Annotated in this window: 30 protein-coding genes; 16 read left to right on the forward strand and 14 right to left on the reverse strand. The window is 63.0% G+C overall.

Annotation, left to right across the window (positions count from 1 at the left end; translation table 11 throughout):
• The first annotated feature begins 64 nt into the window (after nt 1-64).
• The 3 genes from AC25Y4_RS00955 to AC25Y4_RS00965 all read left to right on the forward strand — a co-directional run bounded on the left by AC25Y4_RS00955 (nt 65) and on the right by AC25Y4_RS00965 (nt 1,567).
• Nucleotides 65-469: a VOC family protein gene (locus tag AC25Y4_RS00955; RefSeq protein ID WP_488118498.1), complete on the forward strand. Its 405-nt coding sequence runs from the start codon at nt 65-67 to the stop codon at nt 467-469.
• Nucleotides 470-621: 152 nt separating this feature from the next.
• On the forward strand, nt 622-1,056 hold the full coding sequence (locus tag AC25Y4_RS00960) for a DUF2695 domain-containing protein (RefSeq protein ID WP_488118499.1): 435 nt from the start codon (nt 622-624) through the stop codon (nt 1,054-1,056).
• A gap of 100 nt (nt 1,057-1,156) precedes the next feature.
• Complete coding sequence (locus tag AC25Y4_RS00965) at nt 1,157-1,567, forward strand: hypothetical protein (protein WP_488118500.1); 411 nt, start codon at nt 1,157-1,159, stop codon at nt 1,565-1,567.
• 586 nt (nt 1,568-2,153) lie between these two features.
• Here AC25Y4_RS00965 and AC25Y4_RS00970 read toward each other — a convergent pair.
• From AC25Y4_RS00970 to AC25Y4_RS00980, 3 genes are all read right to left on the reverse strand, one after another.
• On the reverse strand, nt 2,154-2,738 hold the full coding sequence (locus tag AC25Y4_RS00970; RefSeq protein WP_488118501.1) for a DapH/DapD/GlmU-related protein: 585 nt from the start codon (nt 2,736-2,738) through the stop codon (nt 2,154-2,156).
• A 110-nt stretch (nt 2,739-2,848) separates the two neighbouring features.
• Nucleotides 2,849-3,889: an LLM class flavin-dependent oxidoreductase gene (locus AC25Y4_RS00975; RefSeq protein WP_488118502.1), complete on the reverse strand. Its 1,041-nt coding sequence runs from the start codon at nt 3,887-3,889 to the stop codon at nt 2,849-2,851.
• Between the two features lie 204 nt (nt 3,890-4,093).
• Nucleotides 4,094-4,951 carry an SDR family NAD(P)-dependent oxidoreductase gene (locus AC25Y4_RS00980; protein ID WP_488118503.1) on the reverse strand — a complete coding sequence of 286 codons (858 nt, stop codon included), beginning with the start codon at nt 4,949-4,951 and terminating at the stop codon, nt 4,094-4,096.
• A gap of 104 nt (nt 4,952-5,055) precedes the next feature.
• Here AC25Y4_RS00980 and AC25Y4_RS00985 point away from each other — a divergent pair, with 104 nt between their 5' ends.
• Nucleotides 5,056-5,682 (forward strand): TetR/AcrR family transcriptional regulator, encoded by a 627-nt coding sequence (locus AC25Y4_RS00985; RefSeq protein ID WP_488118504.1) that lies wholly within the window; start codon nt 5,056-5,058, stop codon nt 5,680-5,682.
• Between the two features lie 22 nt (nt 5,683-5,704).
• On the opposite strand, the gene AC25Y4_RS00990 is transcribed toward AC25Y4_RS00985, so the two are convergent.
• Together AC25Y4_RS00990 and AC25Y4_RS00995 are read right to left on the reverse strand one after the other, a co-directional pair.
• A complete protein-coding gene (locus AC25Y4_RS00990; RefSeq protein WP_488118505.1) occupies nt 5,705-6,310 on the reverse strand; it encodes a class I SAM-dependent methyltransferase in 606 nt (201 codons plus the stop codon).
• Between the two features lie 183 nt (nt 6,311-6,493).
• Nucleotides 6,494-7,030 (reverse strand): phenolic acid decarboxylase, encoded by a 537-nt coding sequence (locus AC25Y4_RS00995; RefSeq protein WP_488118506.1) that lies wholly within the window; start codon nt 7,028-7,030, stop codon nt 6,494-6,496.
• Between the two features lie 131 nt (nt 7,031-7,161).
• On the opposite strand from AC25Y4_RS00995, the gene AC25Y4_RS01000 reads away from it, so the two are divergent.
• A complete protein-coding gene (locus tag AC25Y4_RS01000) occupies nt 7,162-7,698 on the forward strand; it encodes a MarR family winged helix-turn-helix transcriptional regulator (RefSeq protein ID WP_488118507.1) in 537 nt (178 codons plus the stop codon).
• 41 nt (nt 7,699-7,739) lie between these two features.
• On the opposite strand, the gene AC25Y4_RS01005 is transcribed toward AC25Y4_RS01000, so the two are convergent.
• Nucleotides 7,740-8,177: a MarR family winged helix-turn-helix transcriptional regulator gene (locus AC25Y4_RS01005; protein WP_488118508.1), complete on the reverse strand. Its 438-nt coding sequence runs from the start codon at nt 8,175-8,177 to the stop codon at nt 7,740-7,742.
• Between the two features lie 93 nt (nt 8,178-8,270).
• On the opposite strand from AC25Y4_RS01005, the gene AC25Y4_RS01010 reads away from it, so the two are divergent.
• The 6 genes from AC25Y4_RS01010 (at nt 8,271) to AC25Y4_RS01035 (ending at nt 13,447) form a co-directional block, all read left to right on the forward strand.
• Nucleotides 8,271-9,719 (forward strand): MFS transporter, encoded by a 1,449-nt coding sequence (locus AC25Y4_RS01010; RefSeq protein ID WP_488118509.1) that lies wholly within the window; start codon nt 8,271-8,273, stop codon nt 9,717-9,719.
• Nucleotides 9,720-9,921: 202 nt separating this feature from the next.
• Nucleotides 9,922-10,416, forward strand: coding sequence for a hypothetical protein (locus AC25Y4_RS01015; RefSeq protein ID WP_488118510.1), 495 nt, complete (start codon nt 9,922-9,924; stop codon nt 10,414-10,416).
• Nucleotides 10,416-11,450, forward strand: coding sequence for a DUF6545 domain-containing protein (locus AC25Y4_RS01020; protein WP_488118511.1), 1,035 nt, complete (start codon nt 10,416-10,418; stop codon nt 11,448-11,450). Before AC25Y4_RS01015 ends, AC25Y4_RS01020 begins: the two co-directional genes overlap by 1 nt.
• A complete protein-coding gene (locus AC25Y4_RS01025) occupies nt 11,428-11,898 on the forward strand; it encodes a hypothetical protein (protein ID WP_488118512.1) in 471 nt (156 codons plus the stop codon). Before AC25Y4_RS01020 ends, AC25Y4_RS01025 begins: the two co-directional genes overlap by 23 nt.
• 37 nt (nt 11,899-11,935) lie before the next feature.
• On the forward strand, nt 11,936-12,778 hold the full coding sequence (locus AC25Y4_RS01030) for an oxygenase MpaB family protein (protein WP_488118513.1): 843 nt from the start codon (nt 11,936-11,938) through the stop codon (nt 12,776-12,778).
• 168 nt (nt 12,779-12,946) lie between these two features.
• Nucleotides 12,947-13,447: a hypothetical protein gene (locus tag AC25Y4_RS01035; protein WP_488118514.1), complete on the forward strand. Its 501-nt coding sequence runs from the start codon at nt 12,947-12,949 to the stop codon at nt 13,445-13,447.
• Between the two features lie 62 nt (nt 13,448-13,509).
• Here AC25Y4_RS01035 and AC25Y4_RS01040 read toward each other — a convergent pair whose 3' ends face one another.
• Nucleotides 13,510-15,621 carry an FAD-dependent oxidoreductase gene (locus AC25Y4_RS01040; protein WP_488118515.1) on the reverse strand — a complete coding sequence of 704 codons (2,112 nt, stop codon included), beginning with the start codon at nt 15,619-15,621 and terminating at the stop codon, nt 13,510-13,512.
• A gap of 162 nt (nt 15,622-15,783) precedes the next feature.
• On the reverse strand, nt 15,784-16,641 hold the full coding sequence (locus tag AC25Y4_RS01045) for an alpha/beta fold hydrolase (protein WP_488118516.1): 858 nt from the start codon (nt 16,639-16,641) through the stop codon (nt 15,784-15,786).
• 98 nt (nt 16,642-16,739) lie between these two features.
• Here AC25Y4_RS01045 and AC25Y4_RS01050 point away from each other — a divergent pair, with 98 nt between their 5' ends.
• The 4 genes from AC25Y4_RS01050 to AC25Y4_RS01065 all read left to right on the forward strand — a co-directional run bounded on the left by AC25Y4_RS01050 (nt 16,740) and on the right by AC25Y4_RS01065 (nt 19,578).
• Nucleotides 16,740-17,330 carry a TetR/AcrR family transcriptional regulator gene (locus tag AC25Y4_RS01050; RefSeq protein ID WP_488118517.1) on the forward strand — a complete coding sequence of 197 codons (591 nt, stop codon included), beginning with the start codon at nt 16,740-16,742 and terminating at the stop codon, nt 17,328-17,330.
• 44 nt (nt 17,331-17,374) lie between these two features.
• A complete protein-coding gene (locus tag AC25Y4_RS01055) occupies nt 17,375-17,854 on the forward strand; it encodes a DUF6194 family protein (RefSeq protein ID WP_488118518.1) in 480 nt (159 codons plus the stop codon).
• A gap of 231 nt (nt 17,855-18,085) precedes the next feature.
• Nucleotides 18,086-18,871 (forward strand): Gmad2 immunoglobulin-like domain-containing protein, encoded by a 786-nt coding sequence (locus tag AC25Y4_RS01060; RefSeq protein ID WP_488118519.1) that lies wholly within the window; start codon nt 18,086-18,088, stop codon nt 18,869-18,871.
• 44 nt (nt 18,872-18,915) lie between these two features.
• Nucleotides 18,916-19,578: a hypothetical protein gene (locus tag AC25Y4_RS01065; protein WP_488118520.1), complete on the forward strand. Its 663-nt coding sequence runs from the start codon at nt 18,916-18,918 to the stop codon at nt 19,576-19,578.
• Nucleotides 19,579-19,609: 31 nt separating this feature from the next.
• On the opposite strand, the gene AC25Y4_RS01070 is transcribed toward AC25Y4_RS01065, so the two are convergent.
• Both AC25Y4_RS01070 and AC25Y4_RS01075 read right to left on the reverse strand, forming a co-directional pair.
• Complete coding sequence (locus AC25Y4_RS01070; protein ID WP_488118521.1) at nt 19,610-20,185, reverse strand: GNAT family N-acetyltransferase; 576 nt, start codon at nt 20,183-20,185, stop codon at nt 19,610-19,612.
• A 12-nt stretch (nt 20,186-20,197) separates the two neighbouring features.
• Entirely contained in the window at nt 20,198-20,632 is a 435-nt protein-coding gene (locus AC25Y4_RS01075; protein WP_488118522.1) for a hypothetical protein, read from the reverse strand.
• A gap of 107 nt (nt 20,633-20,739) precedes the next feature.
• On the opposite strand from AC25Y4_RS01075, the gene AC25Y4_RS01080 reads away from it, so the two are divergent.
• Nucleotides 20,740-21,603, forward strand: coding sequence for a serine hydrolase (locus AC25Y4_RS01080; RefSeq protein ID WP_488118523.1), 864 nt, complete (start codon nt 20,740-20,742; stop codon nt 21,601-21,603).
• A gap of 89 nt (nt 21,604-21,692) precedes the next feature.
• Here AC25Y4_RS01080 and AC25Y4_RS01085 read toward each other — a convergent pair whose 3' ends face one another.
• The 4 genes from AC25Y4_RS01085 to AC25Y4_RS01100 form a co-directional block, all read right to left on the reverse strand.
• Nucleotides 21,693-23,243: a leucyl aminopeptidase gene (locus AC25Y4_RS01085; RefSeq protein WP_488118524.1), complete on the reverse strand. Its 1,551-nt coding sequence runs from the start codon at nt 23,241-23,243 to the stop codon at nt 21,693-21,695.
• Nucleotides 23,244-23,247: 4 nt separating this feature from the next.
• Nucleotides 23,248-23,562 carry an SHOCT domain-containing protein gene (locus AC25Y4_RS01090; protein ID WP_488118525.1) on the reverse strand — a complete coding sequence of 105 codons (315 nt, stop codon included), beginning with the start codon at nt 23,560-23,562 and terminating at the stop codon, nt 23,248-23,250.
• A 79-nt stretch (nt 23,563-23,641) separates the two neighbouring features.
• The gene (locus AC25Y4_RS01095; protein WP_488118526.1) at nt 23,642-25,198 is read right to left on the reverse strand and encodes an SLC13 family permease; all 1,557 of its coding nucleotides are present in this window, start codon (nt 25,196-25,198) and stop codon (nt 23,642-23,644) included.
• A gap of 3 nt (nt 25,199-25,201) precedes the next feature.
• On the reverse strand, nt 25,202-26,893 hold the full coding sequence (locus AC25Y4_RS01100) for an MFS transporter (protein ID WP_488118527.1): 1,692 nt from the start codon (nt 26,891-26,893) through the stop codon (nt 25,202-25,204).
• Between the last annotated feature and the right edge of the window lie 31 nt (nt 26,894-26,924).

The raw sequence follows: 26,924 nt of genomic DNA on the forward strand, positions 1-26,924 counted from the left end.
GAGTCAATCAGCTCGCCAGATGGGGTTCCTGATCCCAGGCGGATGCATCCGATAGCGTGTGACCATGGCCATTTTTGATCATCTCGGCATCACGGTCGACGACGTCCCGCGGGCGGTCAGGCAGTTCGATCCCGTGCTGGCGGCGCTCGGCTTCGCCCGGCACGACGCCAACGGGTCGGTCTCCTGGAACCTTGACGGTGAGCCGGAGCTCATCCTGCTGCCGGCTCGGGATTCGGGTACCGGGCCGCACCGTCACGGTCGAGTCGGGTGGCAGCACCTGGCGTTCGCCGTCGACTCACGCGAGGAGGTGGACCGCCTGCATCGGATCGCGACGGACACCGGGTGGACGGTCGTGCGTGACCCGAAGGAGTACCCCCGGTTCACGGACCGGTACTACGCCTCCTTCGTCGAGGATGACAACGGCATCCGGATTGAGTTCATGCACAACCCACCGCGCGAGGCCGGCTGAGTTTGTCGTAGGGGTTGTTTGGCGACTGAACGTGGTGGAATTTGGAATTTGGATTTAGCGTTTAGCCCTTGGGCGGCAGCATTTCCGCCTGCTCAGCGGAACCGCACGCGCCAATCTGAAACGATGTCTGTGGTTCGTGGCACGGTGGCGACATGGAACGCGCAGCGATCACCGAACGGGCAGAGCGGATTCTTCAGGATGCCGCCACGATGCTCATGACTCCCAAGGCCGGCGAATGTCTCGTCTGCTTCGTGGCTCGCCAACTCGACGAGTTCGGGTGCGACGGCACCCACCGATTCGCATTGCACTATCGAGACAGCGTTGCACCTCGCGCGACGGCACTGCTCCGGCACCTCTCCGCGATGGGCGCGTGTTGTTGCGACTGCGAAATGTTCATGAACAGCTTCAAGCCCGTCAAGAAGATGTGGGCACAGGCACAGGAACAGGTGGCCGTCGACGGGGATGGAATTGACGAGTGGGTGGGACCGGAGTCACCCGACACGATGCCCCTATGCGGGACGACGCGACGGGGCTCGACCCAACCGTGTGCTAATTGGAAACGCATCTCCCGCTCGCGGTATCGCTGATTTCGGCGATTAAGTCGCTAAACGCCTGATCCTTGCGGATCTACGATAGTGGGATGTCATTCCAGCCACCGTCGATGTCGATGTCGCTTAGGCCGGCGCGATGATCGCCCTGCTCATCGGAGAGCTGAGCGCATTTGTCGGCGGTCTTTTCGCAGAATTGGTATTCGGACGCACACGAGGCGAGGTCGTGCGACGCGGCGTCTTCCTTGGCGGGCTGCGTGTCGTGTCCGGGCGTCAGCCTGGTCTCAGCACTGAGTGGCTCGTCGGGGAATGGCGCATTCGTCCCGGTCGCCTGAGGATGGAGAAGCTGGTCGTTCCGATCGTGGAGACCGTGGCTGGCTCACGTCGGCCAGCGAAGCTGAACGAGATCGTCGGTGTAGATGACACAATCATCGTCACGGTCCGAACGGAGACTGCCGTGCTGGAGTGGTCGATGCTGCGTCGGTTCGACGGACTCGCCCTGCGTGCTCTCGGAGTGCCGGAATCGAGCGACGCCCCTTCGGATGCCTGAGCGCGCCCTTCTTGAACGGTTCCAGTCTGAACATGATCACTGAGTATGCGGGTAGGCGGTTTCTCCACGATGCGGACTTGGCTGACCTACGATGAGGGTCATGAGCGACTGACCGGTCGATCTTGCGTTCGATATTCAGTGTGTTCGCTCGCGGACTCGGATTGGCCACGTGGATTGGGGGTGACGCATGAGGCCTCAGCTCTATTGGGCAACGGCATTGGTGCTGCTTACCATCCGCGGCGTTCTTCTGTGGATTGTCATGCCCGTTGGATTTGTCGCGTGGTTGTTTTTCCACTCATGGACTCAGAGGGCGGCGCTGGGCGAGTGTCTCGCCTGGTACGACGTGAACCTGATCGCTTTCCTTCAACGCGTGCTATTGCGCCCGTTCATTACGGAACCGACTGTCGCGTGGGTTCCCACACGGGGCATGACGGATGTCACGCATTGAGTCAATCCGCGACGTCTATTGAAGGGTCCACGGCCCCGCCTGCGTCGGCAGGCAGGGCTATTTCTGTGTGTGTGTGTGTGCTAGTTGCTCGTGGGGCGGATGACAGGGCCCGTCTGGGTAGGGTGTCCCTGCCGGCAATCACTCCTCCGGAACTGTACTTACCTGCTTCGCCGGTACTCCAACGACCACTGCCCGCGCCGGAATGTCCTTCGTGACGACCGCCCCCGCGCCCACCACGGCCCCGTCGCCGATCGTCACGCCGGGCAAGACCGTCACGTTGGCCCCAAGCCACACGCCCTGGCCGATCACGACGCGGGCCGGGTGCATATCGGCCCGTCGGCTCGGCACCATGTCGTGGTTCAGCGTCGTGATGACGGCGTTGTGGCCGATGAGGGATCCATCGCCGATCTCGATCCCACCCTGGTCCTGGAATCGGCAGCCGCTGTTCACGAAAACGCTCTCGCCGAAATGGATGTTCTTACCGAAGTCGGCGGTGAACGGCGGGAAGAGTTGTAAAGAGTCGGGGACGTCTCGCCCGGTCAGCTCACTCAGCAGTGCCCGCACTTCATCGGGGGAGTTGTAGCGCCCGTTGAGCTCGGCTGCAATACGCAGCGACTCCTGGCTCGCAGCGTGCATCGCCTTGTGGTGCGGCGATTCGCCCGGGATCGTCTCCCCGGCGTTCAGGGCAGTCAGGAGGTCGTCGAGTCCTTGGATTTCGGCCATGCGCCAATGGTAGGCCGCTCTGAACCACGATTAAGTATCCGTCCACACGACGGCGCGGACCTTCCGATCCACGGGTCTGCACGCGACGGCCGCGCGCCGATGGGCGACGCCTAGCCGACCTGTGCCCATCCCAGCGCTGGCCCCAATCTGGTGGCGATGTCGGTGAGGATCTGCACGTAGTCCTCATGGTCGAAGCTGAAGGGCAACGCGAACGCCACTTCATCGACCTCCTGAAACCCGGCATGTGCGTAGAGCTGTTCGGCGATCTGGTCGCTGGTGCCGATGAGATCCGGGGCGAACAGCATCCGTTTCGGCCCCTGTGGTGACGTGGTACGGGGTGTTCGTTCATCGACGTACCGCTGGTACTTTTCCTGCTGTTTCGCTGAGGCCGAATCTGTCGGAATTACCACCAGGCCTTGTGAGACCCGGGCGGGTCCGCGCGCGTGAGCGGATGTCGCGGCGGCTTCACGGAAGGCACGAATCTGCGATTGCTGGATTTCGGCAAACGACGGCTCCTGATCCACTTCGGGGAAGACCACGCTGCTGGAGAGCAGATTGAATCCGTTTGCGCCGGCCCAGATGGCCGATTTCTTGCTTGCCGCTCCGTACCAGAGGCGTTCGCGCAGCCCGGACGAATGCGGCTCGACGCGGTTGGAAAACTCCTCCACGACACCCTGCTTGCCGGAAAATTCCCGGACCGGTTCCCCTGCAATCAAACGGGCAAGCCGGGCTACGCGTTCGTAGCTGAAATCCTCCAGCTCGGCGGAATCGGGGTACAGCTCGTGCTGCACGGTGTCGTAGTGCATTGGTTCGCCCACGCTCACTCCCGGATTGATTCGTCCGCCGGCGAGCAGATCTACGGTGGCCAGGTCTTCGGCCAGCCGCAGCGGGTTTTCCCAGCCCATCGGGGTTACCGCGGTTCCTAGCTCGATCCGGGATGTGCGCTGGCTGGCCGCGGCCATGACAGCAACGGGGGAGGAGATCCCGAACTGCAGATGGCGGTGGCGCAGCCAGGCGCTGTCGAACCCAAGTCGTTCGCCCAGTTCGATGACCTGCAACGTGGATTCGTGACCCACGGCTGGGTCCGCCGGATCGAACATGCCAATAGTGAGGAATCCGAGCTTGCGCAGTGGACGTGAAGAGTCGGGCATGGCTTCCTTCATTGGTCTGAGTACGGCCGAACTCATGATGTGCGAGGAACCACGAGCTCCTGAGAATGCTGTTGCCCTCAACGCCGTTGACTTGGGAACGTGGGTAACTCGCCCCAGAGTACCCAATGAACACCAGGCACTATCGGGTTCGGCATCCGTTATTCGACCGGCCCTGTGACGATCATGGGCGCAGGATCGGGTCGGTCACGACGGCCAGTTGAAGTCTCTGCCTGTGCCGTAGGAATCTCGGCGGGAGGTGTAGGCAAGGGCCGCGTGCTCTCGTGCATCGTCACCGATTAGCACCCGCAGCGGGCGGTTGGCGTCTGAGAGGTGTGCGACCAGTGCGTCGGCCGCAGCGCGCGGATCTCCATCCGACGACGGCGCATCGGGGTCGACGGTCGGCCAAGGTATCTCCGCAGTGCCGAACATGGCAGTGCGTAGATCGTCATACTCCGGTTTCGGGGTCGCGAATGACATGCTTGACCCTGCCCAGTCGGTTGCGAATCCGCCCAATTGGGCGATTGTTACGTGGATATTGAACTGTGCAACCTCGGCAGACAGTGCTTCGCTGAACCCTTCGAGTGCCCACTTACCCGCGTTGTACAGGCCAAATGTCGGCATCGAGCCGATGGCACCAACCGTCGAAATCTGCACAATATCGCCACCACCACGGGCCCGCAGGTGGGGGATCGCAGCCTGACAGACCCAGATCACGCCGAACACATTCAGGTCGAGATGATCGCGGGCCTGCTGTTCGTCAAGCTCTTCGATAGCCCCGACGAGCCCGCCGCCCGCGTTATTCACGACGATGTCGATGCCGCCGAAGGCCTGCGCGGCGTTATCGACAGCAGTGGCGACTGCGGCGGCGTCGCGGACATCGAGCAGGATCTCCCGCACCGCGTTCGGGTGATCACGTTGCAGATCCGCCATCGCTCCGGGGCGGCGAACGGTTCCTACGACGCGATCTCCTAGTTTCAGGGCGGCCTGCGCGAATGCCCGGCCGAGCCCGCGGCCGGCTCCGGTGATGAGCCATGTGCGAGTAGGGCGTGATGATTCGGTCATGGTGCAGATCCCTTCAGCGATACGGTGCGTCTCGTCAGGCTATCTGTGGCCAATCGCGCTGTCAAGACGGTGCGTCTCGTCTCGCCGAGATGTAACATGTCTCCATGACTTCCACTCCTTCGGGCTCCGCGCGTTCCGATGCGCCGGGCCCCGATGCCGCCCGGCGAAGCGATCGAGCCCGTCGGGCGATTCTCGTCGCTGCGCGCGACCTCGTTGGGGAGGTGGGATACACCAGGCTGACCATCGAGGGAATCGCCGCCGCAGCGGGTGTGGGCAAGCAAACGATCTATCGATGGTGGCGATCCAAGGCTGCCGTGCTCTTCGACGCAATTCTGGATGCCAACTCACAAGGGGAGGGCGCGGTCGCGCTGCCGGATACCGGAGATTTCGAATCCGACCTGCGGCTGATGCTGCGGGAAACCGTCGCCGCGCTGACCGAGCCGGCCAACGACCGCCTTCAACGCGCGATCACCGCAGAGATCCAGACCGATGTCGTCGTCGCCGAAGAACTGGTGCAACGGTTGCTTCGCCCGCAGCTCGATGCGACCGCCGCACGGATCGCGGCCGGTATCCGGGCCGGCCAGGTCGACGAGTCCGTGGATCCGGGGCTTGCGGCTGAATTGCTGTTCGGACCGGTTTTCCACCGTTGGCTATTACGCACCGGTGAACTGGACGACAAATTCGCCGATGGCGTGCTCGCCATGGTCCTGACGGGACTACGGCCACGCTAGACGCGTCGTCAGTGTCGCTGCCCTACTGCGGCTTCCGTGCGGCGGTAATGAATCCGTGCGTCCGCACTCCGGGATCGGTGCGTCTATCCATCCCGGTGATGGTGAATCCGCACGCTTCGACGCGCGCGGACAAGAGTTCCAGCGGCCAGTAATACGCCGTCGTCACGGCGTGGTCGAACGGTTTGAGTTCAGGCCCCTCGAAGAAGCCGAGCGCCAGGCTGCCGCCCGGGCGCAGGCAACGCGCGAACTCGGTCAGGGCGGAGTCGATGAGCTCTGGATCCGTGTGAATGAGGGAGTACCACGAGAGGATGCCGCCGAGACTTTGGCCATCGATGTCGAGGTGCTCGGCTTCCCCGATTCGGAAGCGGATGTCTGGATATCGACGCTGTGCGGCGGCGACGAACTCCGGGGTGGGATCGATGCCCTCGATCTCGAGATTGTGCTCGGACAGAAAGTGCGTCCATTGCCCCGGACCGCAGCCGACATCAATGATCGGTCCGGTGAGTCCACGCGCCCAGGTGAGAACAGCGTTCCGGTCTGCTTCGGCGGCGGCGTCGATCGTGCCGAACAGCTCGATGTACTCCGCCGATCGCGCACCGTACGCGTGACTCACTTCTGAAACGTTCATGATGAGCATCCTAGATTCTCGGCGCTTGCGCCGGTCGGTGGAGGAATTCGTGATGACCGGGCCCAGAGTGTGTGCCCCGAGTGTGTTCTGTGCGGGAACGTCGTGGAGTTTAGGTTCAACGTTCAACCAGAGACGAGCTGCCCGCAATCGCAGGGCAGCTCGTTCGCTCAATGGGCAGTCCGATCAGTTTGCGCGGTCGGCGAATCCCGATGGCAGTTCGTTCGGTCCAACTTCAACAACGCTCTCGTTGTTTTCACCGACGTTTTCGAAGAGCGTGATGCGAGCGAACTCCGGAACGACGTAGATCGGGTAGGTCGGGCCAGCATCGCGGTAGGCCCGCATTTCGTCCAAGTGATCATTCTGGAAGAGAACGGTCTTGCTGCCGTCCTGCTCGATCCACTGCGGGAAGAAGATGGTGCCGTGCAGGACGCGTCGTCCTGGCAAGACGTTGACGACGACCGAGGTGCCGGTCGGCTCGTTCCAGGAGACCTTGTAGACGTCGTCGGCAAGCTGAACCAGATCGACCGTTTGGTCTCGCACCCAGCGGCCTCCGACCATTCCGGTGTGGATGCGGTAGTCCATGGTGGTGGCGTTCTTCAGGTACATCTCGTACTGCCAGCCGTTGGCGTAGGTGTAGATGAACCGGTGTCCGACGATTCCAGAGAGATCCTGCGGAGGAACTGGATTCTCAATGGTCGTAGCGGCGTTCTCGGTGGTCATGGTGAAGCTCCTTGCTGAGATCAAACAGTGTTTGCCCGCCTCGGACGGGGCGAGTCAATCACTGTCACAAAAATAGTACGTCACAAAATAGCTTTGAGACAAAAGTCTTTTGATAGGTTTACACTGAAGCCATGAACAACGCGGGCAAGGTCGGGTCGGATGAGGCATCCAGAAAGACGACTTCCGCTCGGGTTGCTGCGGGACTCGGCGGATTGCTGGGTCCTTTGCGGCGAGCAGTGCTTCGATCGACCCGCAACGCGGAGGGCCTGCCGGACTTGCCGGAGGCGCAGATCGAACTCCTCAGGGCGCTCTCCACTTCTGCCGATGGGCTCAGCCCAAGTTCTGCGGCTGCCCTCATACGGGTTGCGCCGTCCACGGTGAGCAACCTCGCCAGGACGATGTCCGCTGCGCGCCTGGTGGAACGGATTCGCCCCGAACACGATCAGCGCACGGTGGTACTCACGGCTTCAGCAGAAGCGCTGCAGCTGCTGAAGCGTTACGACCGGGCCAGTTCGGCTGCTCTGACCAGTGTCGTTGAAGAGCTTTCTGACGCCGACCGTATTGCGCTTGAAGAATCGCTGCCGGCTTTGGGGCGACTGGTTGCAGCGCTGGAGGCCGCTGACGGTGTCACTGCGGAGAACCGGCCGGTGAGTTCGCTGCCCGGATAGATCTCGGCGCCCGGCACCGATTGGTCGCAGCGAGCGCGCTGCTACGGGGCCCGTGTTTCCCGGAACTCCTCGATCGAGACGTTGAACTTGTGCATCAAGTCAGCGAAGGCGTTGACGTCATCAGTAGGCCAGTCGGCCAGAATTCTGTCGAGGGCGTGCACAGAGCGTCCGCGTGCCTCTGCCAGCCGCGCTCTCCCCAGGTCGCTCAGTGTGAATTTTCGCGCTGCGCTGCCGGCCGGATCGAGGATCCGTTCAAGCAAACCCTCACGCACCGCCACGGTCGTCTGGCGCTGCAAGGTCGAGACATCGAGACGAAAGGCCGTGCTCAGCTCGCCGATCGACATGGGTCCCTCCCCATCGATCCGGCTCATCAGGAGATAGACGCTCCGGTCAAGCCCGTCCTCGGCGCGATGCTGGGCGATCGTATAGCGGCTGAGCAGTGTCTGCTCGTATTCAATGTCAGCGATGCGACGTTCCATTAAATGGATTCCTCCCTCGGCCCTTAACATCCTACTTCACGCGTGTATGATGAACATTTTGTGCACTCTGCACATTCGTTCTGAAGGGCCAACTTGTCCAAGAAAACCTCTGCCGGCGTCCCCGGCTCAGGAGTAGTCGTTGGCATCCTCGCCAGTGCCGGTATCGCCTCGTCTATTACCCAGACCATGGTCACGCCGCTCATCCCTCAGCTGCCTGCCATCTTCAACACCCCGGCAACAAACACGGCATGGATCATCACGGCCACGCTTCTCGCGGCAGCGGTGGCAGTGCCCATTTCAGGCCGCTTGGGTGACCTGTTCGGCAAACGCCGCATGATCCTGATCTTGGCTATGCCGCTGATGCTCGGCGCCATTGTGTGTGCCATCGCCCCCACGGTGGAAGTCATGATCGTTGGACGTGCCATGCAGGGCCTGGGTTCGGGAATGGTGCCGCTCGGCATCGCCATGCTGCGTGATCTTGTGCCGAAGGAGCGACTCTCCGCGGCGATTGCCACGGTGAGTGCCACGCTGGGTGTTGGTGGTGCGCTCGGCATGCCGATCTCAGCGGCAGTCGTTGAATTCGCAGACTGGCGGGCGCTGTTCTTCGGTAGCGCGGTCGTCACGCTGCTCGTTGTGGTGGCAATTTGGAAGTTCATTCCGGTGCTGCCCGCGGGTGCGGCTGGACAGCGCTTCGACTGGTTGGGTGCCATCGGTCTGACCATCGGTCTGGTCTCGCTCATCCTCGCTGTTTCCAAGGGGTCATCCTGGGGGTGGGCTTCGCCATTGACCCTGGGTCTGCTGGGCATCTCGGTGGTCGCTCTGCTGCTGTGGGGAATCTGGGAAACACGTACCAAGGATCCACTGGTTGACCTGCGCACCGCAGTAATCCCGCGCGTGCTGCTGACAAATATCGCTTCAATCTTCGTTGGTTTCGGAATGTACGCGAGCATGCTGGTCATGCCGCAGCTCCTGCAGCTGCCCGCGGAGACCGGCTACGGTCTGGGCCAGTCGATCCTCGCCGCCGGTCTCTGGATGGCCCCTGCGGGCTTGATGATGTTGGTGCTCGCTCCTGTGGGTGGCCGACTCACCGACGCGCGCGGTCCCAAGTTCACCCTGGTGTTGGGCGTTGCGGTTATTGCGCTCGGCTATGGTGTCAGCCTGCTGGGCATGGGGAGCACGTGGGGTCTGATGGCCTCGGGTCTCGTCGTCAATGGTGGCGTGGCTCTGGCGTACGGCGCCATGCCAGCCATCATCATGGGTGCAGTTCCGCTCAGCGAAACCGCTGCCGCCAACGGGTTCAACACGCTGATGCGCTCGCTGGGTACCACCACGGGCGCCGCCGTCATCGGGTTGGTACTGGCGCAGATGACCATCGACTTCGGCGGGGTTTCTGTCCCGTCTGAAGCCGGATTCCAGGTTGCCCTGATTCTGGGCGCTGGGATCTCTGTCATCGCCGCAATCCTGGCCGCATGCATTCCCGCAGCCGCTAAGCGGATGCCGGTCAAAACTGATGCGCAACCGGAATTGGTTTCGGCCAAGTAGGACGCGACAGGGGCGGACGGCTCACCCCGAAACCGCACGCAGAATCTGGCGGCGGTGACCGGCACATGTGCCGGTCACCGCCTTTTTTGGCTATCATGGGCACCTTGAAGAATCACATGCTGACGGCAGTCAGATATGTCGCAGGTGCGCTGGATCCGGTTATGGGGGACGCAGCGGATCGCCACGAAAATCGGATTCATACGTGAACTACGCAGCACGGCAGCAACGCGCTCAACAACTGGTTCAGGAGATCGGCCTTCCGCGCCCCCTGACCTCAGAGACTTTGCACCACCACATGGAGCAGGTTCGCAAGAAAAAGATCGTCATCATGCAGGCGCCCCCTGGGATGGTCGACAGCGGAATCTGCGCGCTCTGGCTTGAGGTGGCAGGTGAAGGGTTCGAGCGGATCCACTACGCCCCAACAGACTCCGCTGTACACCGCCAGCAGTTCGTGAACCATGAATTCGGCCACATGATCCTCAACCACAAGAAGGTGACGATGCCGGCCGAGAGGATCGCGCTTCTTGCGCCCCTCATCCCGATGAACGCCATCGTCTCAGCGCTCTCCAGAAGCAGCTTCACCGATGAGGAAGAAGCGCTGGCTGAGGCCATTGGAGACGAACTCGCGATGATCCTGCGGAAGGACGCGTCACTCAGCAGGCGTGGAGTCGAAACCGGATTTGGGCAGGTGCTCTGATGTTCGCGCTTATTGAATACGCGGTGCTCGCGGCTCTCTGGGGCACGACCCTTCTCCTGGTGCCCAGCGCGCTCCGCGGCACACGGCGTCTGCTCTTCTGGTTCATGTTGGCTTTCGCCGTCACGATAACGCTGATCAGCGACGGCCCATATGCATTCGTCGACCAGCTCCTGGGGGGAGTCGACCTCACGTACTTCATCTTCCATGCAACGGCGATCATCTGCGTGGCCCTGTTCGACGGCCTCATCCAGACGGCTGTCTCCAAGGTCGGGTTGACCCAGACCAGGAAGCGGGTTGCCTTCTGGGGCTCGACCGGACTCATCCTTGTTCAGGCTGCACTCTTCTTCACCAGCGGCTGGGAAATCGACAACATCCAGTTCATCGGTCCTGGCGACTGGAGTCAGCTGGTCTACAGCTTCACGACCTGGGTTGCTCTGATCGTTCTTGCGATCTCGACAATCGTCGCGTGCGCATCAGACTTCACACGCCAGCGGGACGGAACGATCAAGGCAGCGCTCGTGATCATCTCCCTCGGTTGGGTTGTCATCTCCCTCTACGTTGTAGTGCAGATGGGTGTGGCGATCGCCAGGGTAACGGGTGACACCTACGTGAGCCCGACAGTTGATTTCCTGTCGGTGACGTGCCCGCTCGTCGCATCCGTTCTCTTGGCAGTTGGCCTCGGCCTCCGCTTGCTGGTTGGAGTCGTCAAGAACCTGATCGACGCAGCCAGGAGCCGACGACTGTTGTGGCAGCTCACCCCGCTCTGGGAGCGGCTGCTTGCTGACGTGCCTGAGCTCAGTATGGAAGCACCGACATCACGGGTAAACCTCTACTTCCGCAGGAACCACACTCACCACCTCCACCGTCGTTACGTCGAGGTTCGTGACAGCCTTCTTCTCCATCCAGAGCAGCCGCTCTCCGATCGCGAAGCCAGACTCATCCGCAGGGTAGAAGCGCATATTCAACACGCATCAGATACACGAACTGGGACCACAAGCGATTCGAGGATCAATGAGTACCAAGACGCCCGATGACGCTGCCGGGGCCGGAACTCCGCAGGCCACGCCACAACAAGAACTCGCGCGCAAGCTGAACCTGCTGCTCGACGTCGTCGTGGCCGAGGGAAACACCCCGTACACCTATCGCGAGATCGCCGCCGGCCTCAAAGCCAAGAAGGTTTCGCTGTCGCGTGCCCGATGGCAGTACATGGTCAGGGGCGAAGGCCCACTGGTCAGTGACGTCGTACTTCTCACCGAGATCGCCAACTTCTTTGGGATTGCACCCGAGTACCTGCTCGGGTCTGACGACGACCTGCCGGAGCGCATCGACTCGCAGTTGGAGCTGGTGCGCATGATCCGCGTCAAACGAGTGATCAACTTCGCAGCCCGAACCCTCGGCGACACCTCCCCAGATGCTCTTCGAGAGATCACGAAGCTTCTCGAGGGCGGGCTGCCAGACAGCTTAGGCCAGACAGGCGAGTAGCGCCATTCACCGCACACGCACCCAGCAACTCCACGAGGTGCGACACGCCTCACCAGAGGACTGGGAGGCGACGTTCCGTGGCTTGGCCCTCGTCCACTTCGACTCCGAGATGAGGGTGGGGTTCCTCCTCGCCTACTACCGCAGCTTCGGTGTCCCGCACATCTCGGATGTCCTGGTCGGCTCGGGGGAAGTGACAGGCCGTCCACAGAAGCGGGCTTCAGACACCGGCATCGTCATCTACGAGATCATCGCGAACGGGATGGAGAGCGAACGCGGTGAACGGATGATCGGACTTCTGCGACGAGTTCATCGCACAGTTCCGGGAACCGGCGACGACTTCCTCTACATTCTGATCTCCTTGCTCGTTCTGCCGGTTCGTTGGATGATGACGAACGGATGGCGCCAGCTGGAACCGGCTGAGGTGCGCGCTGCACACCGGTTCTACCAGGAGCTCGGACAGCGGATGGGCCTGACGAATATTCCGCCCACCTACGATGCAGCTGCCGAATTCTTCGACCGCTACGAAGCAGCAAACGTGCGCCCGGCACCGGCGAACCAGACGTTGATGGCTGCAGCAACAGAGCTCACCGCGGTGCGGCTGCCGGCATCACTTCGGCCCCTCGTCCCCAGCATCCTCAGCGGCCTCATCGACGACCGCCGGTTCTGTGACGCTGTCGGGCTGCCGAAACCCAGCAGGGTCATGACGACTCTGGTGAGAGGGACCGTCCGACTGCGTGCCGCGCGAGCAGCCAGAAGGCCGCTGCCCGTCACCGCACGGTTCGTGCCAGGTGCTGCCGGTTCATCGTCGTCGTACCCCCACGGGTACGAACTCTCAGAGATCGGTCCAGAAGCTGCGAGCACAAAGTCGAGCAGAGGGTAGACGATGTGATTATTTTCGCTTAATAGCACTAGGCTTAGACATGTCCAAGGGGGGATAAGGACGGAAGTGCGCCGGAAACCGGGGAACATATGTGGGGGGCCGGCGCGCTTCTTCTTTAACACGTTTGAGGCGGATCACCCGCCAGGCCTGCTGTTATGGTTGGCCGGCATGGGGAAGATTCGATCGTTCGGTCTTGTGGCCGTACTGCTCTCGGGGTTGGTTGTCACGGGATGTTCGCTCCCTGAGTTCGCCTGCCCCGCCATCGGGTGGAACAACATCGTCAACATTCACCTCGACGGAGATGCCGGCGCCGTAGCCGTCATCGAGGTGTGTGAAGACGGTGCCTGTTCGTCGTCGGCATCCGTTCAACAGGCATCAAATGAGCCGCTGAAGCTCGCGACGCTGACCCCCGAAGAGCCAGAGCCGTCGACGTCCTCGACGTCATCCGCTGTTCCCTTTCCATTCTTCATTTCACGCGTCGACGACAGCAGCTGGACGGTCTCGGTGGGGATGACGACTCCGGATGTGCTCACGATTCGTGCGCTGTCGTCGGACGGTGAGCTGCTCGCCGAACGAGAGGTCGCGCTCGAATGGCACCGCGTGGGCGGCAGCGAGGAATGTGGCGGACCCGGTGAAGCTGGCCCAGTTCGTCTCAGCATTCCGTCGTGAGAGCACAACGCCGCCCGGTCAAGTAGACCGGGCGGCGTCGTCGTGTCAGCTGACTGAGCGGCTTAAAGCTCGGTCGTGACCTCCCATGACGAGTGGATGGCGCCATGGATGTAGTTGACCTCCTTGGCGTCGCCGATCACATCCACGGTGAGACCGGCTTCGCGAAGCCCGTCGGCGAGGGGCGCCGCTGCCGTGGTGCCGTCTGCGTAGACCACCATGGCGGCGGGGGCAGAGAAGTTCTCCTCACCCTCTGTCCACTCGACGCTCTTCGGCGTGATGCGCGTGATCGCGACGTTGCGGTGGATCTTGACACCGTGAGCCAGGGAATCCTTGACCGCAGTCCAGCGTCGCGGCATGGCCAGCGGCAGGCCGAGCTGCTGCTTCTCGTGCAGCAGGGTGACGTGGCGGCCGCGCTCGGCGAGGAACTCCGCGAGCTCCAGGCCCACCAGCGACCCACCGATCACCACGACGTCCTTGCCCATCGGCAGCCAGAACTTCGTGAACTGGCGCACGAACTCTGGGCTCTTGGTGACGCCGGAGAGGCGACCAGCCTTCCCGAGGGTGCTCAGCACCAGGCCGGCCTCGTCAGCCGTTGCAGTGCCGAGCATCATCGCGCGCAGGGTGTCGCCGGTCTGCACGTTGGGCAGGTCGCCGCCGGGGAAGTCCGGCTTGGGGCGCACAGCTCCCGTGGCCACGATGACGTGGTCGGGGCGCAGGGCCTGAATCGATTCGACGGTCGCCGGGGTGTTGAGCTTGACGGCGATGCGCAGTCGCTTGATCTCCGACTTGAACCAGCGCAACAGGCGCTCGTTGTCTGGGGTGGTCATGGTGGAGAACCACATCGTCCCCCCAAGGCGGTCGGACTTGTCGATCACGGTGACGCGGTGACCGCGCTCGGTGAGCACCCTGGCGCTCTCCAGGCCGGCGGGGCCTGCACCGATGACCACCACATGCTTGGATGCCGACGCCGGCTTGAGTGGCAGCACCGCTTCATTACCCAGCGCGGGGTTCACCGCACAGAAGGGGGTGTCGTCGAAGAAGTTCTCTGCGACACACAGGTAGCAGTTGATGCACGGGCGCACCTGGTCGAACTTGCCGTCGCGGAGCTTGTTCGGCAGGTCAGGGTCGGCGAGCAGCTGACGTCCCATGGCGGCGAAGTCAATCTGGCCGGCCGCGAGGGCCTTCTCCGAGACCTCAGGAAGCATGCGACCAACCGCGATGACCGGGATGCTGACGTGCTTCTTGATCTCGGCGGCGTTTGAGATGTAGGCGCCCACCTTGCTGGGGAGCGGGCCATCCGTGAAGTTGTCGAAGGGGTTGCGTCCCCAACCGGTGACGTGGATCGCGTCGGCGCCAGCCTTTTCGAACAGCGCCGAGGCTTCGATCGATTCTTCGAGCGTGAGACCGCCCTCTTGTCCGTACTCTTCGCCGGATACCCGCACGAGGATGGCGAGGCGGTCGCCCACCCGCTGCTTCACAGCGCTGATGACCTCGCAAGCCAGGCGTGCCCGGTTGGCCAGGGTGCCGCCATACTCGTCGGTGCGCTTGTTGTCACGCTGGTTCAGGAACACGCCGAGGATGTAGCCGTGGGCGACGTGGATCTCGATGGCGTCGGCGTCGGCCTTGGCGACGCGCTCCGCGGCATCCGCCCAGGTGTCGATCAGCCAGGTGATGTCCTCGGACGTCATCTCGTGGTACGAAGTCTGCTTGCCGGCGGTGGCCGCGCCCATCCTGCGCAGCTCGTCGGGGGTGCTGTCGGCCAGGGCCGACATGTTGTAGCTGTAGTCCGGCGTGTTGGGCGCCAGAACCGCGCGGTCGTTGGCGGTGTCGACGCGGGCGACCTTGCCGTGGTGCGTGGACTGGACGCAGAGCTTGCTGCCCGCTGCGTGGATGGCGTCGGCCAATGCCTTCAGTCCGGGGATGAACTTGTCTTCTGACAGCCCCGGCTCCTTCATGGATGCTGCACCGTAGGGGAAGGCAATGGCGCACGCGCCCGTGATGATCAGGCCAGCCCCGCCCGCAGCGCGCGCCACGTAATGGTCGATCTCGGTCTGTTCGATCTCGCCATGCTCTGAGACGTTCATGTCCATAGCCGGGAGGACGATGCGGTTGGGTGTCTGCATGGACCCGATGCGTCCGGGGCTCATCAGATGCGGGAATGTCTTGGTGCTCATAGCTTAAGAATACTTGCCCCGCGACACTATTCTTCACTATCGCAACGCCGCAACGCCGCAACGCCGCAACGCCGCAACGCCGCAACGCCGCAGCGCTCCAGAGATCAACGATCCCTGGAGCGCTGCGGTGAGTGGGTGCGGTGGGTGAGCAGCCTGGGCAGGTTAGATGCTGACGCTCGTCTTGCTGGCGAAGGACAGCAGGGCCGCGTTCACCTCGTCGGCGTGGGTCCACAGCAGGCCGTGAGGTGCGCCTTCGACCTCGACATACTCGGCCTCTGGCAGGGCGTTGTGGAATCGACGGGCCGTTGCATCGATGGGCAGGATGTTGTCGGCCGTGCCGTGCAGGATGAGTGCCGGCTTCCCGCTTGCGCGGACAGCCTCGACATCGTCACGGAAGTCCTCAATCCACGCCGGTACGACGGCGTACGCGGCGACAGGTGCGCTCGCGGCAGCGGTGTTCCAGCTCGCTGTCACGGCCTCCTCGCTGATGCGCGAGCCGAGTGTGTCGTCGAGGTTGTAGAAGTCGGAGAAGAAGTTCGTAAACCATGCGAAGCGGTCGCCCTTGGCCTGCGCGGCAATGCCGTCGAAAACCTCCTGCGGAACACCATCGGGGTTGTCATCACGTGCCACAAGGAAGGGTTCGAGCGAAGCGAGGAACGCGAGCTTCGCCACGCGCTCGTGGCCATAGTTGGATACGTACCGCGCGAGCTCGCCGGTTCCCATGGAGAACCCAACGAGGATCACGTCGCGCAGGTCAAGCGTCTCGAGAACCGTGTTCAGGTCGGCAGCGAATGTGTTGTAGTCATAGCCGGCGGCGGTCTTGCTTGACTGGCCGAAACCGCGGCGGTCGTATGTGATGACGCGGTAGCCGGCGGCGAGCAGTTCACGTGTCTGGCGTTCCCAGCTGCGTCCGTCGAGCGGGTAGCCGTGGATCAGCACGACGGGCTGCCCCTCGCCCTGGTCTTCGTAGTAGAGCTCGATCGATGTGCTGTTCTCGTTGCCAACAGTGATGAATCCCATGATTCTGTCCTTTCGAAGCCCCAGTGAGAACGGTCGTTCTCGCTGGTGATATCTACAATCTAGAGAACGTTCGTTCTCATGTCAAGTACACTCGAGGAATGACGAAAGATGACGCTCGCGAACGCGTAATCGCCGCAGCAGAGAGCCTGTACTACAGCAAGGGATACGCAGCCGTTGGCATGGACGAATTGCGCACAGCTGCTGGCGTGTCACTTCGACGCCTGTACTCGCTGTTCCCCTCGAAAGACGACATCGTCGTGGCCGTGCTGCGCCACAAGCATGACGAATGGGAATCAGGACTCACGGAGCGCGTTGCCGCAGCGGGCGAGAGCCCTCGGAGTCGGCTGCTCGCCGTCTACGACTTCCTTCAGGACTGGTTCTGCACGGGCGACTTTCGGGGGTGCGCGTTCATCAATGCGTTCGGAGAGCTTGGCGGAACACATCCTGAAGTCGCAACGCTCGTGCGTGAGCACAAGAAATCGTTCCAACGCTTCATGACCGGCATGGTGAGCGAACTCGGCGCATCCGAGACGCTTGGTGCGCAGCTGTCGATCCTCGCCGAGGGTGCACAGACCACGGCCGCGATCTCGTCGGATCCCAGCGTCGCCATGCAAGCGCGGGCCGCGGCCGAGGTTCTCATCGATGCTGGGCTCCGCCTGCCCTCAATGCCGGATCCGATTGAGCACTAGCCCAAACGGGGTCACACTTGCCCAAACGGGGTCACACTTGAACCATGAGCATGGAACAGGTTCTCGACGAAATCAGGTCTTTCGACGGTGTGCTGGAGCTGGCTCCTGGCGAAGGAAGTGAGTTTCCGCAGATCGCGTGGGGCGACCATTTCTTCTATTACGCCCCAGATGGCACGATCCCAGAGAACACCCAGCCGTACGCGACGATCGTGACGAAAGACTATCCAGACGACACCCTGTCCAACCTTGATTCTGCTGACCGGTGGCGGCTGAACATCCATGTCGGTTCTGCGGAATTCACGCACCTCATCGGCGAAAGTCCACGTGACTTTGCCTCCAGGGACTTTGCATCCCGTGACTTCAGCGGGGTCGATGAAATCATGCCGCATCCGGTCTATGGGGCACTCGGCTGGGTAGCCATTGTGAACCCAGGCAACCACACCATGTCGACGGCTTTGACGCTCCTTCGTGAGGCCCACGACGACGAACGGCGACGCGCAGAGCGCCGGGCAAGCGAGCGTTGAACACGCGTGATCCTCACCACCCGCGCTCGTGGCGTGGCGATCGCAGACGCATATTTCCCGTAGCCACAACCCGACCGGGGCAAGTTTGCCAGGGCTTCAATCGATCGCCGGTGGTAAAATTGGCACAGCGGTTGGGAGATGAGTTCAGCCATGATCGCTCGGCGTTTTCTTGCTTGTGCGGCCTTGTTCAGTGTGGTCGGCCTTCTGGCCGGATGCTCGACGGGGAATGGCGTGAGCCCAGCCACCTCGTCAACAGCGACGAGTTCGCAGGCACCCACCCAAGCACCGTCACAATCACCCACGCAGGCACCCACCCAGGTACCCACCGAAACGCCCTCGCAGGCGCCTGGCCAAACGCCTCCCCAGTCGCCCACCCAGTCGCCCACAGGGGATGCGACCCCACTCATCACGTTCGACAGCCCGGGCGATGGAGCAACCGTCTCGGTGCCATTTCTCGTTGCGGGCACAGCCAACACCTTCGAGGCGGCGCTGACCGTCGATGCGCTGGATGCCGGCGGCGACCAGCTCTGTGTGCGCGACATTCAGGCCACATCCGGCACGGGAACTCCCGGTACGTGGAAGGGGTCGCTTGCCTTTCCTCCACCGGATGCCGCGGAGCCCGTGACGCTGCGCGCCTACGCCCACAGCCCGAAGGATGGAAGCATGACCGACCTCGTCGAACGGTCGATCACGGTGTCGGCGGAGCGTCCGGATATCTTTCTGACCACGCCAGCGTGCGGTGACGTCGTTGCCCCCGGCCAACCCCTCGCGGTCACAGGTCGGGCGGCCCTCTTCGAAGCCGCGCTCACGCTCGAGTTGCGCGACGCATCGGGCACGGCAGTGCTCACACAAAACATCGTGGCCGATGCCTGCTGTGTGGAGTCCAATTTCAGTGCCATGCTCGTCGTTCCAGCCGGTCTTGCAGCCGGGATGTATGACCTCGTGGCGTTCAATACCAGCGCGGTGGATGGCAGCATCCAGAACGAATTCGCGGTGCAGATTCAGGTGCAGTCATAGTTCCGACTAGGCTCACGTGAACGAAGCCGTTGGGGGTAGACCGGATGTTCGACCGCGTACTGAAGCACAAGCGCTTGCCCGTCACTGTCACCGTCGCTGCCGCAACCTGTGTGTTGCTGCTGTCGGCATGTGCGAGTCAACCGGCGGAATCGCCGACAGTGGCGCCGAGCCCAACTCAGACCAGTTCCGGTGATCCGACCGACGCCGCGATCGATCAGACGCCGGCGCCGACCGACGTCGACCTGAACGACCCGAGTTCGTGGATCATCGACTTCGACAGCATCGGCCCCCTTGAGCTCAATGGCGAGATCAGCGCGACGGAGCAGTCAATGGCTGCATTCACCCGCACCGTTTACGACGGATGCCCGTCGGTTGTGTCCTTCGACAAGTCAGGGTTCCCGAGTGTTGTCATTCCCGACAGATTGGGAACAGGCCTCGTTGAGCAGATCGTTTTGCAGGGAGGCGCGACGTCTGCAGAGGTCAGCTCCGATTCGCCGCGAACGCAGAGCGGCATTGGAATCGGCGCCACACTCGACGAGCTCACAGCCGCGTATCCCGACATCACGTTTCAGGATGACCACAGCACCCCGCACTACGCATTGCCGGATGGCACCGGCAACTGGATCAACTTCTCAATTTACGAGGGCCTGGTCAACGACATCGTCGTACGCGACAGCCCCGTCGTGTCCAAGGAGTACTGCAGTTAGCCTCGCGACGATCGCGTGATGGAGCGCTCGATCAGCTCAGCATCCGCCGCATCAGGATTCGCGGAATGCCTCCTGAAACGGATGTCGTGTCAGCGGCTTTCGTGAAGCCTGCCTTTTCGAACATGCCGCGGGTGCCCACGAACGCCATCGTCTGGTCGACCCGCTGCCCTGCATTGTCGACCGGGTAGCTTTCGACCGCCGGGGCGCCGGAGGCCCGTGCGTAGTCGATGGCTCCGTCGATGAGCGCGTGTGTGACGCCCCGTTTGCGAAAGCCAGGGCGCACGCGGATGCACCAGATCGACCAGACCGGGAGATCATCGATACGTGGGATCTTCCGTGAGTTCTCGATGGGGTGCAGTTCGGAACGCGGGGCCACGCCCGCCCAGCCAACGACGTCCCCGTCGAGATAGGCGAGCACGCCCGGCGCGAGTGGACGCGAACACAGCTCCCGCACTGTGTCGGCACGATCGCTTCCCGTAAGCGCCCGGTTCTCCTTCGAACTCAGCCGCCACGAGAGGCACCAGCACACCGACGACTCCGGGTTCTTCGGACCGAACATCGTCGTCATGTCGTCGAAGTCGTGTGCGGGCTTAATCGTGATCGTCATCGCGAGTGCTCCCTACCGATCCGCTGTTGGCTGCGTGTTGAAAAGACGCGCCCAGAGCTGATTCAGGGTAGTCAGCTCCGTTCTGCCGTCGTCGTAGGCGGCGACGAATCGGACGATGTCTGGCGGAGTCGCGTTCTGGTACGAGAGGTAGCGCGCCACGTCGCCGCTCGTCGCAATGCCGACAAGCTTGTGGCCGAGAGCAATTCCCGGAGCGGTTGCATTGTACGCAAAGTTCGCAGCATCACCCGGATGACGTGTGATGGCCGACTGAATGACTTCCGTTGGAATGTCGCGGTGGAGGTCTGCGGTCATCGTTCGTACATCGTCATTGGGGTCATCGAGGAGCTGCTCGATCTGCGCGAGCGTCAGGTCCCCGCGCAGCGCGGCATGGGCGCGAATCTGCCAGACATCGCTGGCAAGCATTGCGTCGATATCTGGATCGTTCACGGAGCATCCGTTCTAGTGCCATCCGGTGTCGGCAGGCCGTTAGGCCGACGCGGCCGACCGCCGGTGCTAACCTCGCCGAGTACGTCGACGATACGCCCCGGAGGACCATGAACGCTTCAGCGACAGACACCCGCGCCGAACATCCGCTCGAACGGACTCTCGGGAACGCACCGATCACCGCCGTTCGGTGGTCCGCCGCGATTGTTGACGCCGACACGGGGGAGACGCTGTGGGCGCACGCCCCGACGGTGACGCTGAAGACCGCGAGCGTCGGCAAACTGTTCTTGCTGGTGGAGATCGCGCGGCAGGCCGAGCTCGGTGAGCTTGATCTTGACGAGCCCGTCACCCGCACGGCGTCGGAAATGGTGGCTGACTCCGGGATCTGGCACGTGCTGTCTGCAGACACGCTGAGCATCAGGGATGCCTGTGCCCTCATTGGAGCGGTGAGCGACAACCTCGCCACCAACGTCCTCCTTCGGCGCATCGGACTTGACCGGGTCAAGGAGACCACTGAGTCCCTCGGCTTCGTCGATTCTGCGCTGCTCGACCGCATACGAGATGAACGCCTGCCTGAACATCCGCCGACCCTGTCGGAAGGTAACGCCGGAGAGCTCGTACAGCTGATGGCACGCCTGCACGCCGGCGACATTGTCTCGTCAGTGGTCTCCCGGCGAGTACTCGGCTGGCTCGCTCTCAACACCGACCTCTCGATGGTGGCCGCTGCATTTGCGCTTGACCCGCTGGCGCACGCCGAGGTCGACCGTGGCATCCGTCTGTGGAACAAGACCGGCACCATCAGCACGGCGCGAATCGACGTCGGGGTGGCAGCTGGGGCGACCGGTCGCACGCTCGCGTGGGCCGTGCTCGCGAACTGGGACGACGCTGGGGCTGGCGATGACCCCCGCGATGCCGTTCTGGAGCGGATGGCCGCAATCGGAACCTGGGTGCGAACGGAACTCGAACGCGGCTGACCTCGCTGGCGTCCTGAATGCCCTAGGTCACAGAAGCGGCGCCCGAAAGGTGAGTCTCGGGCGCCGCTTCAATCCGTGCAGACGCGTGACTAGCTCGCCGTCGCCGGTGCCTCCGGCGTGAAGTTCAGCGCCAGGTCGACGAGGAGGCGTGTGCCGAACCCCGTCGCACCCTGGGTGCGCCAGGAGTCGTCGGCATCCGCTTGCATGGTGCCCGCGATGTCGAGGTGCACCCACGGGATGTCGCCCACGAAGTCGTTCAGGAACAATGCGGCCGTCGTCGCCCCCGCATACTTGCCCGCCATGTTCGCGATGTCGGCGATATCTGACTTCAGCTGCGGACGGTAGCGGTGCTCAAGCGGCAGCTGCCAGATCGACTCGTCGGTGTTGCGTGACGCAGCCGTCGCCTGATCAACCAAGGCCTGGTTGTTGCCGAGCACGGCGGCGGTGTGCGTGCCGAGCGCCATCATGGCCGCTCCGGTGAGGGTGGCGATGTCGACGATGGCATCCGGTGATTCCTCAACGGCCATCACCAACGCGTCAGACATGACGAGGCGACCCTCGGCATCCGTGTTCTTGACCTCGACGGTGGTGCCGCCACGAATGGTGAGCACATCGCCGAGTTTCATAGCCGAGCCGGACGGCATGTTATCCGTGCACATCAGGTAAGCAGAGACCGCGGTCTCGCATCCCAGCTCTGCGAGGGCCGTCATGCTGCCGAGCACCGCGGCGGCACCGGCCATATCCATCTTCATGGCCAGGTGCATGGGGTCAGACGGCTTCAGCGAGATTCCGCCGGAGTCGTACATGATGCCCTTGCCCACCAGGAAGAGGTGGGGAGCGGATGCCGCGGCGTCGTCGGCCGGCGTCGGGGTGTACGTCAGCTTGATGATGCGGGGTTCTTCGACAGATCCGGCGTTGACGCCGAGCAGTCCGCCACAGCCCATGTCAATGATCTGGGCTTTGTCGAAGACCTCGACGCCGAAACCGTACTGGTCGCCCAACTGCAGGGAGACATTGCCCAGGTCGGTTGCCGTGAGGTGCCCTGGCGGGGTGTTGGCCAGGTCTCGGGCGAGGTTGGCCGCGCGGGCGAGGATCTCGCCGGCCTGGACGCCCTCAGTGACCGAGGCAACCAGTTCAGGGGCAACCAAGATATCGAGAGCGGCGAGTGGAACGTGCTTCGACGTCTTCTGCAATTCGACGTAGCGGTACCGGGCGAGCAGAACGCCCTCCGTGATCAGCTGGCCGAGGTCTTCTGCCGGCAACGCGAAGGTGTCGCCGAGGGTGATGCCGATCTGTGTGTAGCGGTGCGCGGCGCGAGCGAACGCGGCGGCAACGTCGCGCAGGCCGGCCGGCGTCTGCTTGGCCACAGGGCCGGCGCCGACGACGAAGAAAGCCGGCCCTGACGGCTGCGGGAGCAGGAGTGTCTGGCCGGGTTCTGCGTCAAACCCGGCGCGGCTGAGTGCCGCCCGATCGACGTTCAGGCTCTCTGGCAGGTCGCCATCCTGGCCGAGGACGAATCCGAAGGCGTCCAGCTCGGCGGAGAGTTCGCTGACGACCTGGATGCCGACCGAAAGGTCCGGCGACTGTGACGGGATTGCGGTGAAGGACGCGGGGATGAGTTTGTAGCTGTTGTCTGTCATGGTGTTACGCAATCGCCTGTGCCTTGAGCAACGCGAACTCGGCATCGGTAAGGGCACCGGATGTGTGGAGTGCGGCCAGTCGCTCAAGCTTGGCGATCAGCTCTTCCGTGGTCTGCGGCGCTGCAGGCGCTACTGCGACAGGAGCTACAGGAGCTGCTGCGACAAGCGCCACAGGAGCTACTGCGACAGGCTGGGCTACGGCCTGATTCTGGGCCGCGCGTCCGTGTACGGCGTTGGCCGTTGCCGCTGCGGTTCCCGTGATTACCGCGGTGCGCGCCGCGGTCCTCGCGAGGCTGCGGGTTCGTCGTCCGAAAGCCATGTTGTTCTCCTTCTGTGGTGGGTGCTGAGCCTGTGGGCTGAGCCTGAGTTCTGTACGGGTATGAAGTGGCGGGTCGTTCCTAGAACGACCAGAAAATGGGGACGACGAATGTCGCGACGGCCAGGAAGAGCACAACGAGGGGAAGACCGAGCTTCCAGTAGTCGCCGAACGCGTAGCCGCCTGGGCCCATCACCATCGTGTTGGCTGGCGTGGCGACCGGCGTGAGGAATGAGGCGGCCGCGGCGACGGTGACCGCCATCAGCAGCGGGAGGGGCGAGATGCCGGTCTCCGTCGCGATGGCGATGGCGATCGGCGCGACGATGAGCGCGGTGGCCATGTTGCTGATGAGCTGGCCGAGGATCACGGTGACCACCGCGATACCGAACACGAGCAGGTACGGACTGGAGTTGCCCACGAACGAGACCAGGCCGTTGGCGATCAGGTCAGCCGTTCCGCTGACCTGGATGGCCGTTGACAGCGGGATCATGCCGCCGACCAGGATGAGGGTGGTCCAGGAGATAGAGCGGTGCGCCTGATTCACGGACAGCACGCGCAAAAGCACCATCGCGCAGGCGGCCAGGAGGGCCGCGATGGCCGGCGGAACGACGCCGGTCGCCAGCAGGATGACCATGCCGGCCAGCACGCCGATTGCAGATTTTGCCCGTGGGCCCATCGGCACAGCCTGGCGCCGAATGCTCTGCGGAGCGTCGACGACGACCACGTTCGGGTCGATGGTTCGCGCATCGAGCGCCTCCCAGGTGCCACGGAGGAGCATGACGTCACCCTCGGCGAGAACCGTTTCGGTGAGGTCTTCTCCAGAACGCTGGATGGCGATGACCACGAGGTCGCCGCTGTCGGTCACCATGCCGGTGAACACGTTCTCGCCGATGAATGACGAACGTGGCGGCACCACGACCTCTGTGACACCCTTCTCCTTGCTGAGGAGAGTGCCATCATCGAACAGCGAATACTGCTGGGCGAGCGTGTCGGCGTGCGCGCTCAGGTCGCGGGGCGCGACCTTGGCGTTCCGCTTCGGCAACAGGCGTGGGCCGAGGAACACCGTGATCAGGATGGTGCCGATCACCAGGGGAATGCCGACGAGTCCGAAAGCGAAGAACCCAATCGGCCGTCCAGTGGCGTCAGTGGCGAGTTCGGAGATCAGCACGTTCACCGGGGTGCCGGTGAGAACCAGCAACGACCCTGCATGGGCCCCGAAGGCGAGGGGCATCAGCATTTGCGACGGCGGTTGCTTGATGCGGATGGCGAGCACAACGACCATCGGCACGAGCGCGGCCACGGCGCCGTTCACGCTGATAAGCGCCGTCACAACGGCCACCAGCATCATGACCAGGGTGACCAGTCGGCGCTTGTTGTCGCCGGCTCCTGCCACCAGCTTCTGGCCGGCCCACGTGGTGACACCCGTGGCATCGAGGCCTTCGCTGACCACGAACAGGGCCGCAATGAAGACGATGACAGGGTCGCCAAAACCGGCAAGGGTCTGTTGGAACGTCAGGATTCCCGTCGCGTACAGCGCGAGCGCAACGCCGATAGCGACAATGCCCACCGGGATCTTGTTCCAGACAAAGGCAGCGATGGCCAGCGCCAGGATGACCAGTGTGACGACGATGGGGTTCATGGGCTACAGAACCTTTTCCGGCTCCGTGTCTTCCCTGTCGGCATCCGCTTCATCGTCGTCTGGCTTGCCAGAGGACAGCTCAACAGGGATGTCGCCCGGACGGTAGTTCGGCATGCGTCCGGCGGGGATGATGGCGAGCAGGGCAACTCCGGCGAGAGCGAGGAGCGAGACGTTCAGTGCTCGCAGGCGCGCGTCTTCGTTGATCGCGACGGCGGCATCCACCTGCGCTGCGGTGGCATCCGTCTGCGACAGCACATCCTTCAGATGGTCATTTGTCACGAAGTTGGCGTTGTCAAGCGGGACCTGTTCGATGAGGGAAGCTGGAATCTCGGGGTGGGCGTCGGCCTCTGTGGCAATGATGGAGCCCAGGAGACTTACCGCGAAGACGCTGGCGACTGCGATTCCGATGCTGCCCGAAATGTTGTGCACGAGACCGCGCCAGGCGCCGACGTCGCCGGCCAGCTTTTTCGGAGCGGCGGAGAGCAGGGTGTTGAACACCAGTGCGACGATGGCACCCTGACCGAGGCCGAGGATGATCAGTCCGGCAATGACGAAGATCTGCTCCCACTCGTTGCGAATGGTGAACGCCAGAATGACGAGGCCGAGGGCAACAATCACGAAGCCGACGCGCGCAATCTGCCGCGGGGGGAATCGCTTGTACAGGTTGGCCACGACGGAACTCGCCACGAAGATCGAGAGGGTGTACGGGATAACGGCGATTGACGTTTCGAAGCTCGTGCGGCCCTGAACGATCTGGATGTAGAGCGGGATCAGGAAGTTCGCCGCGGTTCCGACGAAGAGCATCGCGGCCATGGCGAACGTCGTGGCCTTCTCTGAGCCTGATTTGAGCACGGCGAGATCGAAGATCTGCGGCTTGCCCTGCGCCTTGCGCTTCCGCAGCCAGACGAAGAAGGCCTGGCCGCCGATGATGCCCAGCACGATGAGAACCGGGGCGGGGGAGAGGCCGAGGATCTCGAACGGCGCGTTCGGTGTTGCGAGAACGACGCCCCACGAGTTGAGTCCGCTGAAGCCGAAGCTGAGCAGGATGATCGAGCCGGCAGCAAGCAAAGCTCCCACCCAGTCGATCACGACGTCGGACTGCGGTGGAACCACCTTGAGCTTGAAGCTCAGCGCAAGGTTCACAATGGCGAGCACGACGATGAGTGCGAAGGAGTAGCGCCAGCCGATCGTTGAGGCGAAGGTGCCTGCGATGAGCAGGGCGAGCACGCCGGCGGCAGGAATGGCGGCGGCGAGGAAGCCGATGGACTTCGCCTGCTGTTCGCCCTTGAAGTTGGCGGCGATGAACACCACGAGCGCAGGGGCGATGAGGGCGATCACCGCTCCGGATGCTGCCTGGGCGATGAAGAGCATCGCGGGGCTGACGCTGAGCGCGACACCGGCCATGGCCAGGCCATGCACAGAGACGGCGATCTGGAAGACCCGGCGGGAGCCGAACTTTGCGCCGACCTTCGCGCCGAGCAGGATGAACGCGGCCATGGCGAATGTGCCGGCGGTGATGGCCGTGCCAACGCTGGTCGCCGGGGTGTTGAGGTCGGTGGTGATGCCCTCCATCGAGACCGTCAACGCGTTCACCGCGAAGGATGCCTGGATCTGCGTGAGGACGACGACAATCAAGGGAAGCCAGGATGCGTTGGCCACTTTCGTTGCTGCATCCTTTGAAACGCTCTGTGACATCGTTCTGCTCCCCGGTCGTTGTGCTGTGATT

Source organism: Leifsonia sp. Y878 (assembly GCF_057669685.1).

What these genes read in the sequence shown, in the direction of transcription:
- AC25Y4_RS00955 (WP_488118498.1), top strand. Translation starts at nt 65, where the DNA reads ATGGCCATTTTTGATCATCTCGGCATCACGGTCGACGACGTCCCGCGG.
- AC25Y4_RS00960 (WP_488118499.1), top strand. Translation starts at nt 622, where the DNA reads ATGGAACGCGCAGCGATCACCGAACGGGCAGAGCGGATTCTTCAGGAT.
- AC25Y4_RS00965 (WP_488118500.1), top strand. Translation starts at nt 1,157, where the DNA reads ATGATCGCCCTGCTCATCGGAGAGCTGAGCGCATTTGTCGGCGGTCTT.
- AC25Y4_RS00970 (WP_488118501.1), bottom strand. Translation starts at nt 2,738, where the DNA reads ATGGCCGAAATCCAAGGACTCGACGACCTCCTGACTGCCCTGAACGCC.
- AC25Y4_RS00975 (WP_488118502.1), bottom strand. Translation starts at nt 3,889, where the DNA reads ATGCCCGACTCTTCACGTCCACTGCGCAAGCTCGGATTCCTCACTATT.
- AC25Y4_RS00980 (WP_488118503.1), bottom strand. Translation starts at nt 4,951, where the DNA reads ATGACCGAATCATCACGCCCTACTCGCACATGGCTCATCACCGGAGCC.
- AC25Y4_RS00985 (WP_488118504.1), top strand. Translation starts at nt 5,056, where the DNA reads ATGACTTCCACTCCTTCGGGCTCCGCGCGTTCCGATGCGCCGGGCCCC.
- AC25Y4_RS00990 (WP_488118505.1), bottom strand. Translation starts at nt 6,310, where the DNA reads ATGAACGTTTCAGAAGTGAGTCACGCGTACGGTGCGCGATCGGCGGAG.
- AC25Y4_RS00995 (WP_488118506.1), bottom strand. Translation starts at nt 7,030, where the DNA reads ATGACCACCGAGAACGCCGCTACGACCATTGAGAATCCAGTTCCTCCG.
- AC25Y4_RS01000 (WP_488118507.1), top strand. Translation starts at nt 7,162, where the DNA reads ATGAACAACGCGGGCAAGGTCGGGTCGGATGAGGCATCCAGAAAGACG.
- AC25Y4_RS01005 (WP_488118508.1), bottom strand. Translation starts at nt 8,177, where the DNA reads ATGGAACGTCGCATCGCTGACATTGAATACGAGCAGACACTGCTCAGC.
- AC25Y4_RS01020 (WP_488118511.1), top strand. Translation starts at nt 10,416, where the DNA reads ATGTTCGCGCTTATTGAATACGCGGTGCTCGCGGCTCTCTGGGGCACG.
- AC25Y4_RS01025 (WP_488118512.1), top strand. Translation starts at nt 11,428, where the DNA reads ATGAGTACCAAGACGCCCGATGACGCTGCCGGGGCCGGAACTCCGCAG.
- AC25Y4_RS01035 (WP_488118514.1), top strand. Translation starts at nt 12,947, where the DNA reads ATGGGGAAGATTCGATCGTTCGGTCTTGTGGCCGTACTGCTCTCGGGG.
- AC25Y4_RS01040 (WP_488118515.1), bottom strand. Translation starts at nt 15,621, where the DNA reads ATGAGCACCAAGACATTCCCGCATCTGATGAGCCCCGGACGCATCGGG.
- AC25Y4_RS01045 (WP_488118516.1), bottom strand. Translation starts at nt 16,641, where the DNA reads ATGGGATTCATCACTGTTGGCAACGAGAACAGCACATCGATCGAGCTC.
- AC25Y4_RS01050 (WP_488118517.1), top strand. Translation starts at nt 16,740, where the DNA reads ATGACGAAAGATGACGCTCGCGAACGCGTAATCGCCGCAGCAGAGAGC.
- AC25Y4_RS01055 (WP_488118518.1), top strand. Translation starts at nt 17,375, where the DNA reads ATGAGCATGGAACAGGTTCTCGACGAAATCAGGTCTTTCGACGGTGTG.
- AC25Y4_RS01065 (WP_488118520.1), top strand. Translation starts at nt 18,916, where the DNA reads ATGTTCGACCGCGTACTGAAGCACAAGCGCTTGCCCGTCACTGTCACC.
- AC25Y4_RS01070 (WP_488118521.1), bottom strand. Translation starts at nt 20,185, where the DNA reads ATGACGATCACGATTAAGCCCGCACACGACTTCGACGACATGACGACG.
- AC25Y4_RS01080 (WP_488118523.1), top strand. Translation starts at nt 20,740, where the DNA reads ATGAACGCTTCAGCGACAGACACCCGCGCCGAACATCCGCTCGAACGG.
- AC25Y4_RS01085 (WP_488118524.1), bottom strand. Translation starts at nt 23,243, where the DNA reads ATGACAGACAACAGCTACAAACTCATCCCCGCGTCCTTCACCGCAATC.
- AC25Y4_RS01090 (WP_488118525.1), bottom strand. Translation starts at nt 23,562, where the DNA reads ATGGCTTTCGGACGACGAACCCGCAGCCTCGCGAGGACCGCGGCGCGC.
- AC25Y4_RS01095 (WP_488118526.1), bottom strand. Translation starts at nt 25,198, where the DNA reads ATGAACCCCATCGTCGTCACACTGGTCATCCTGGCGCTGGCCATCGCT.
- AC25Y4_RS01100 (WP_488118527.1), bottom strand. Translation starts at nt 26,893, where the DNA reads ATGTCACAGAGCGTTTCAAAGGATGCAGCAACGAAAGTGGCCAACGCA.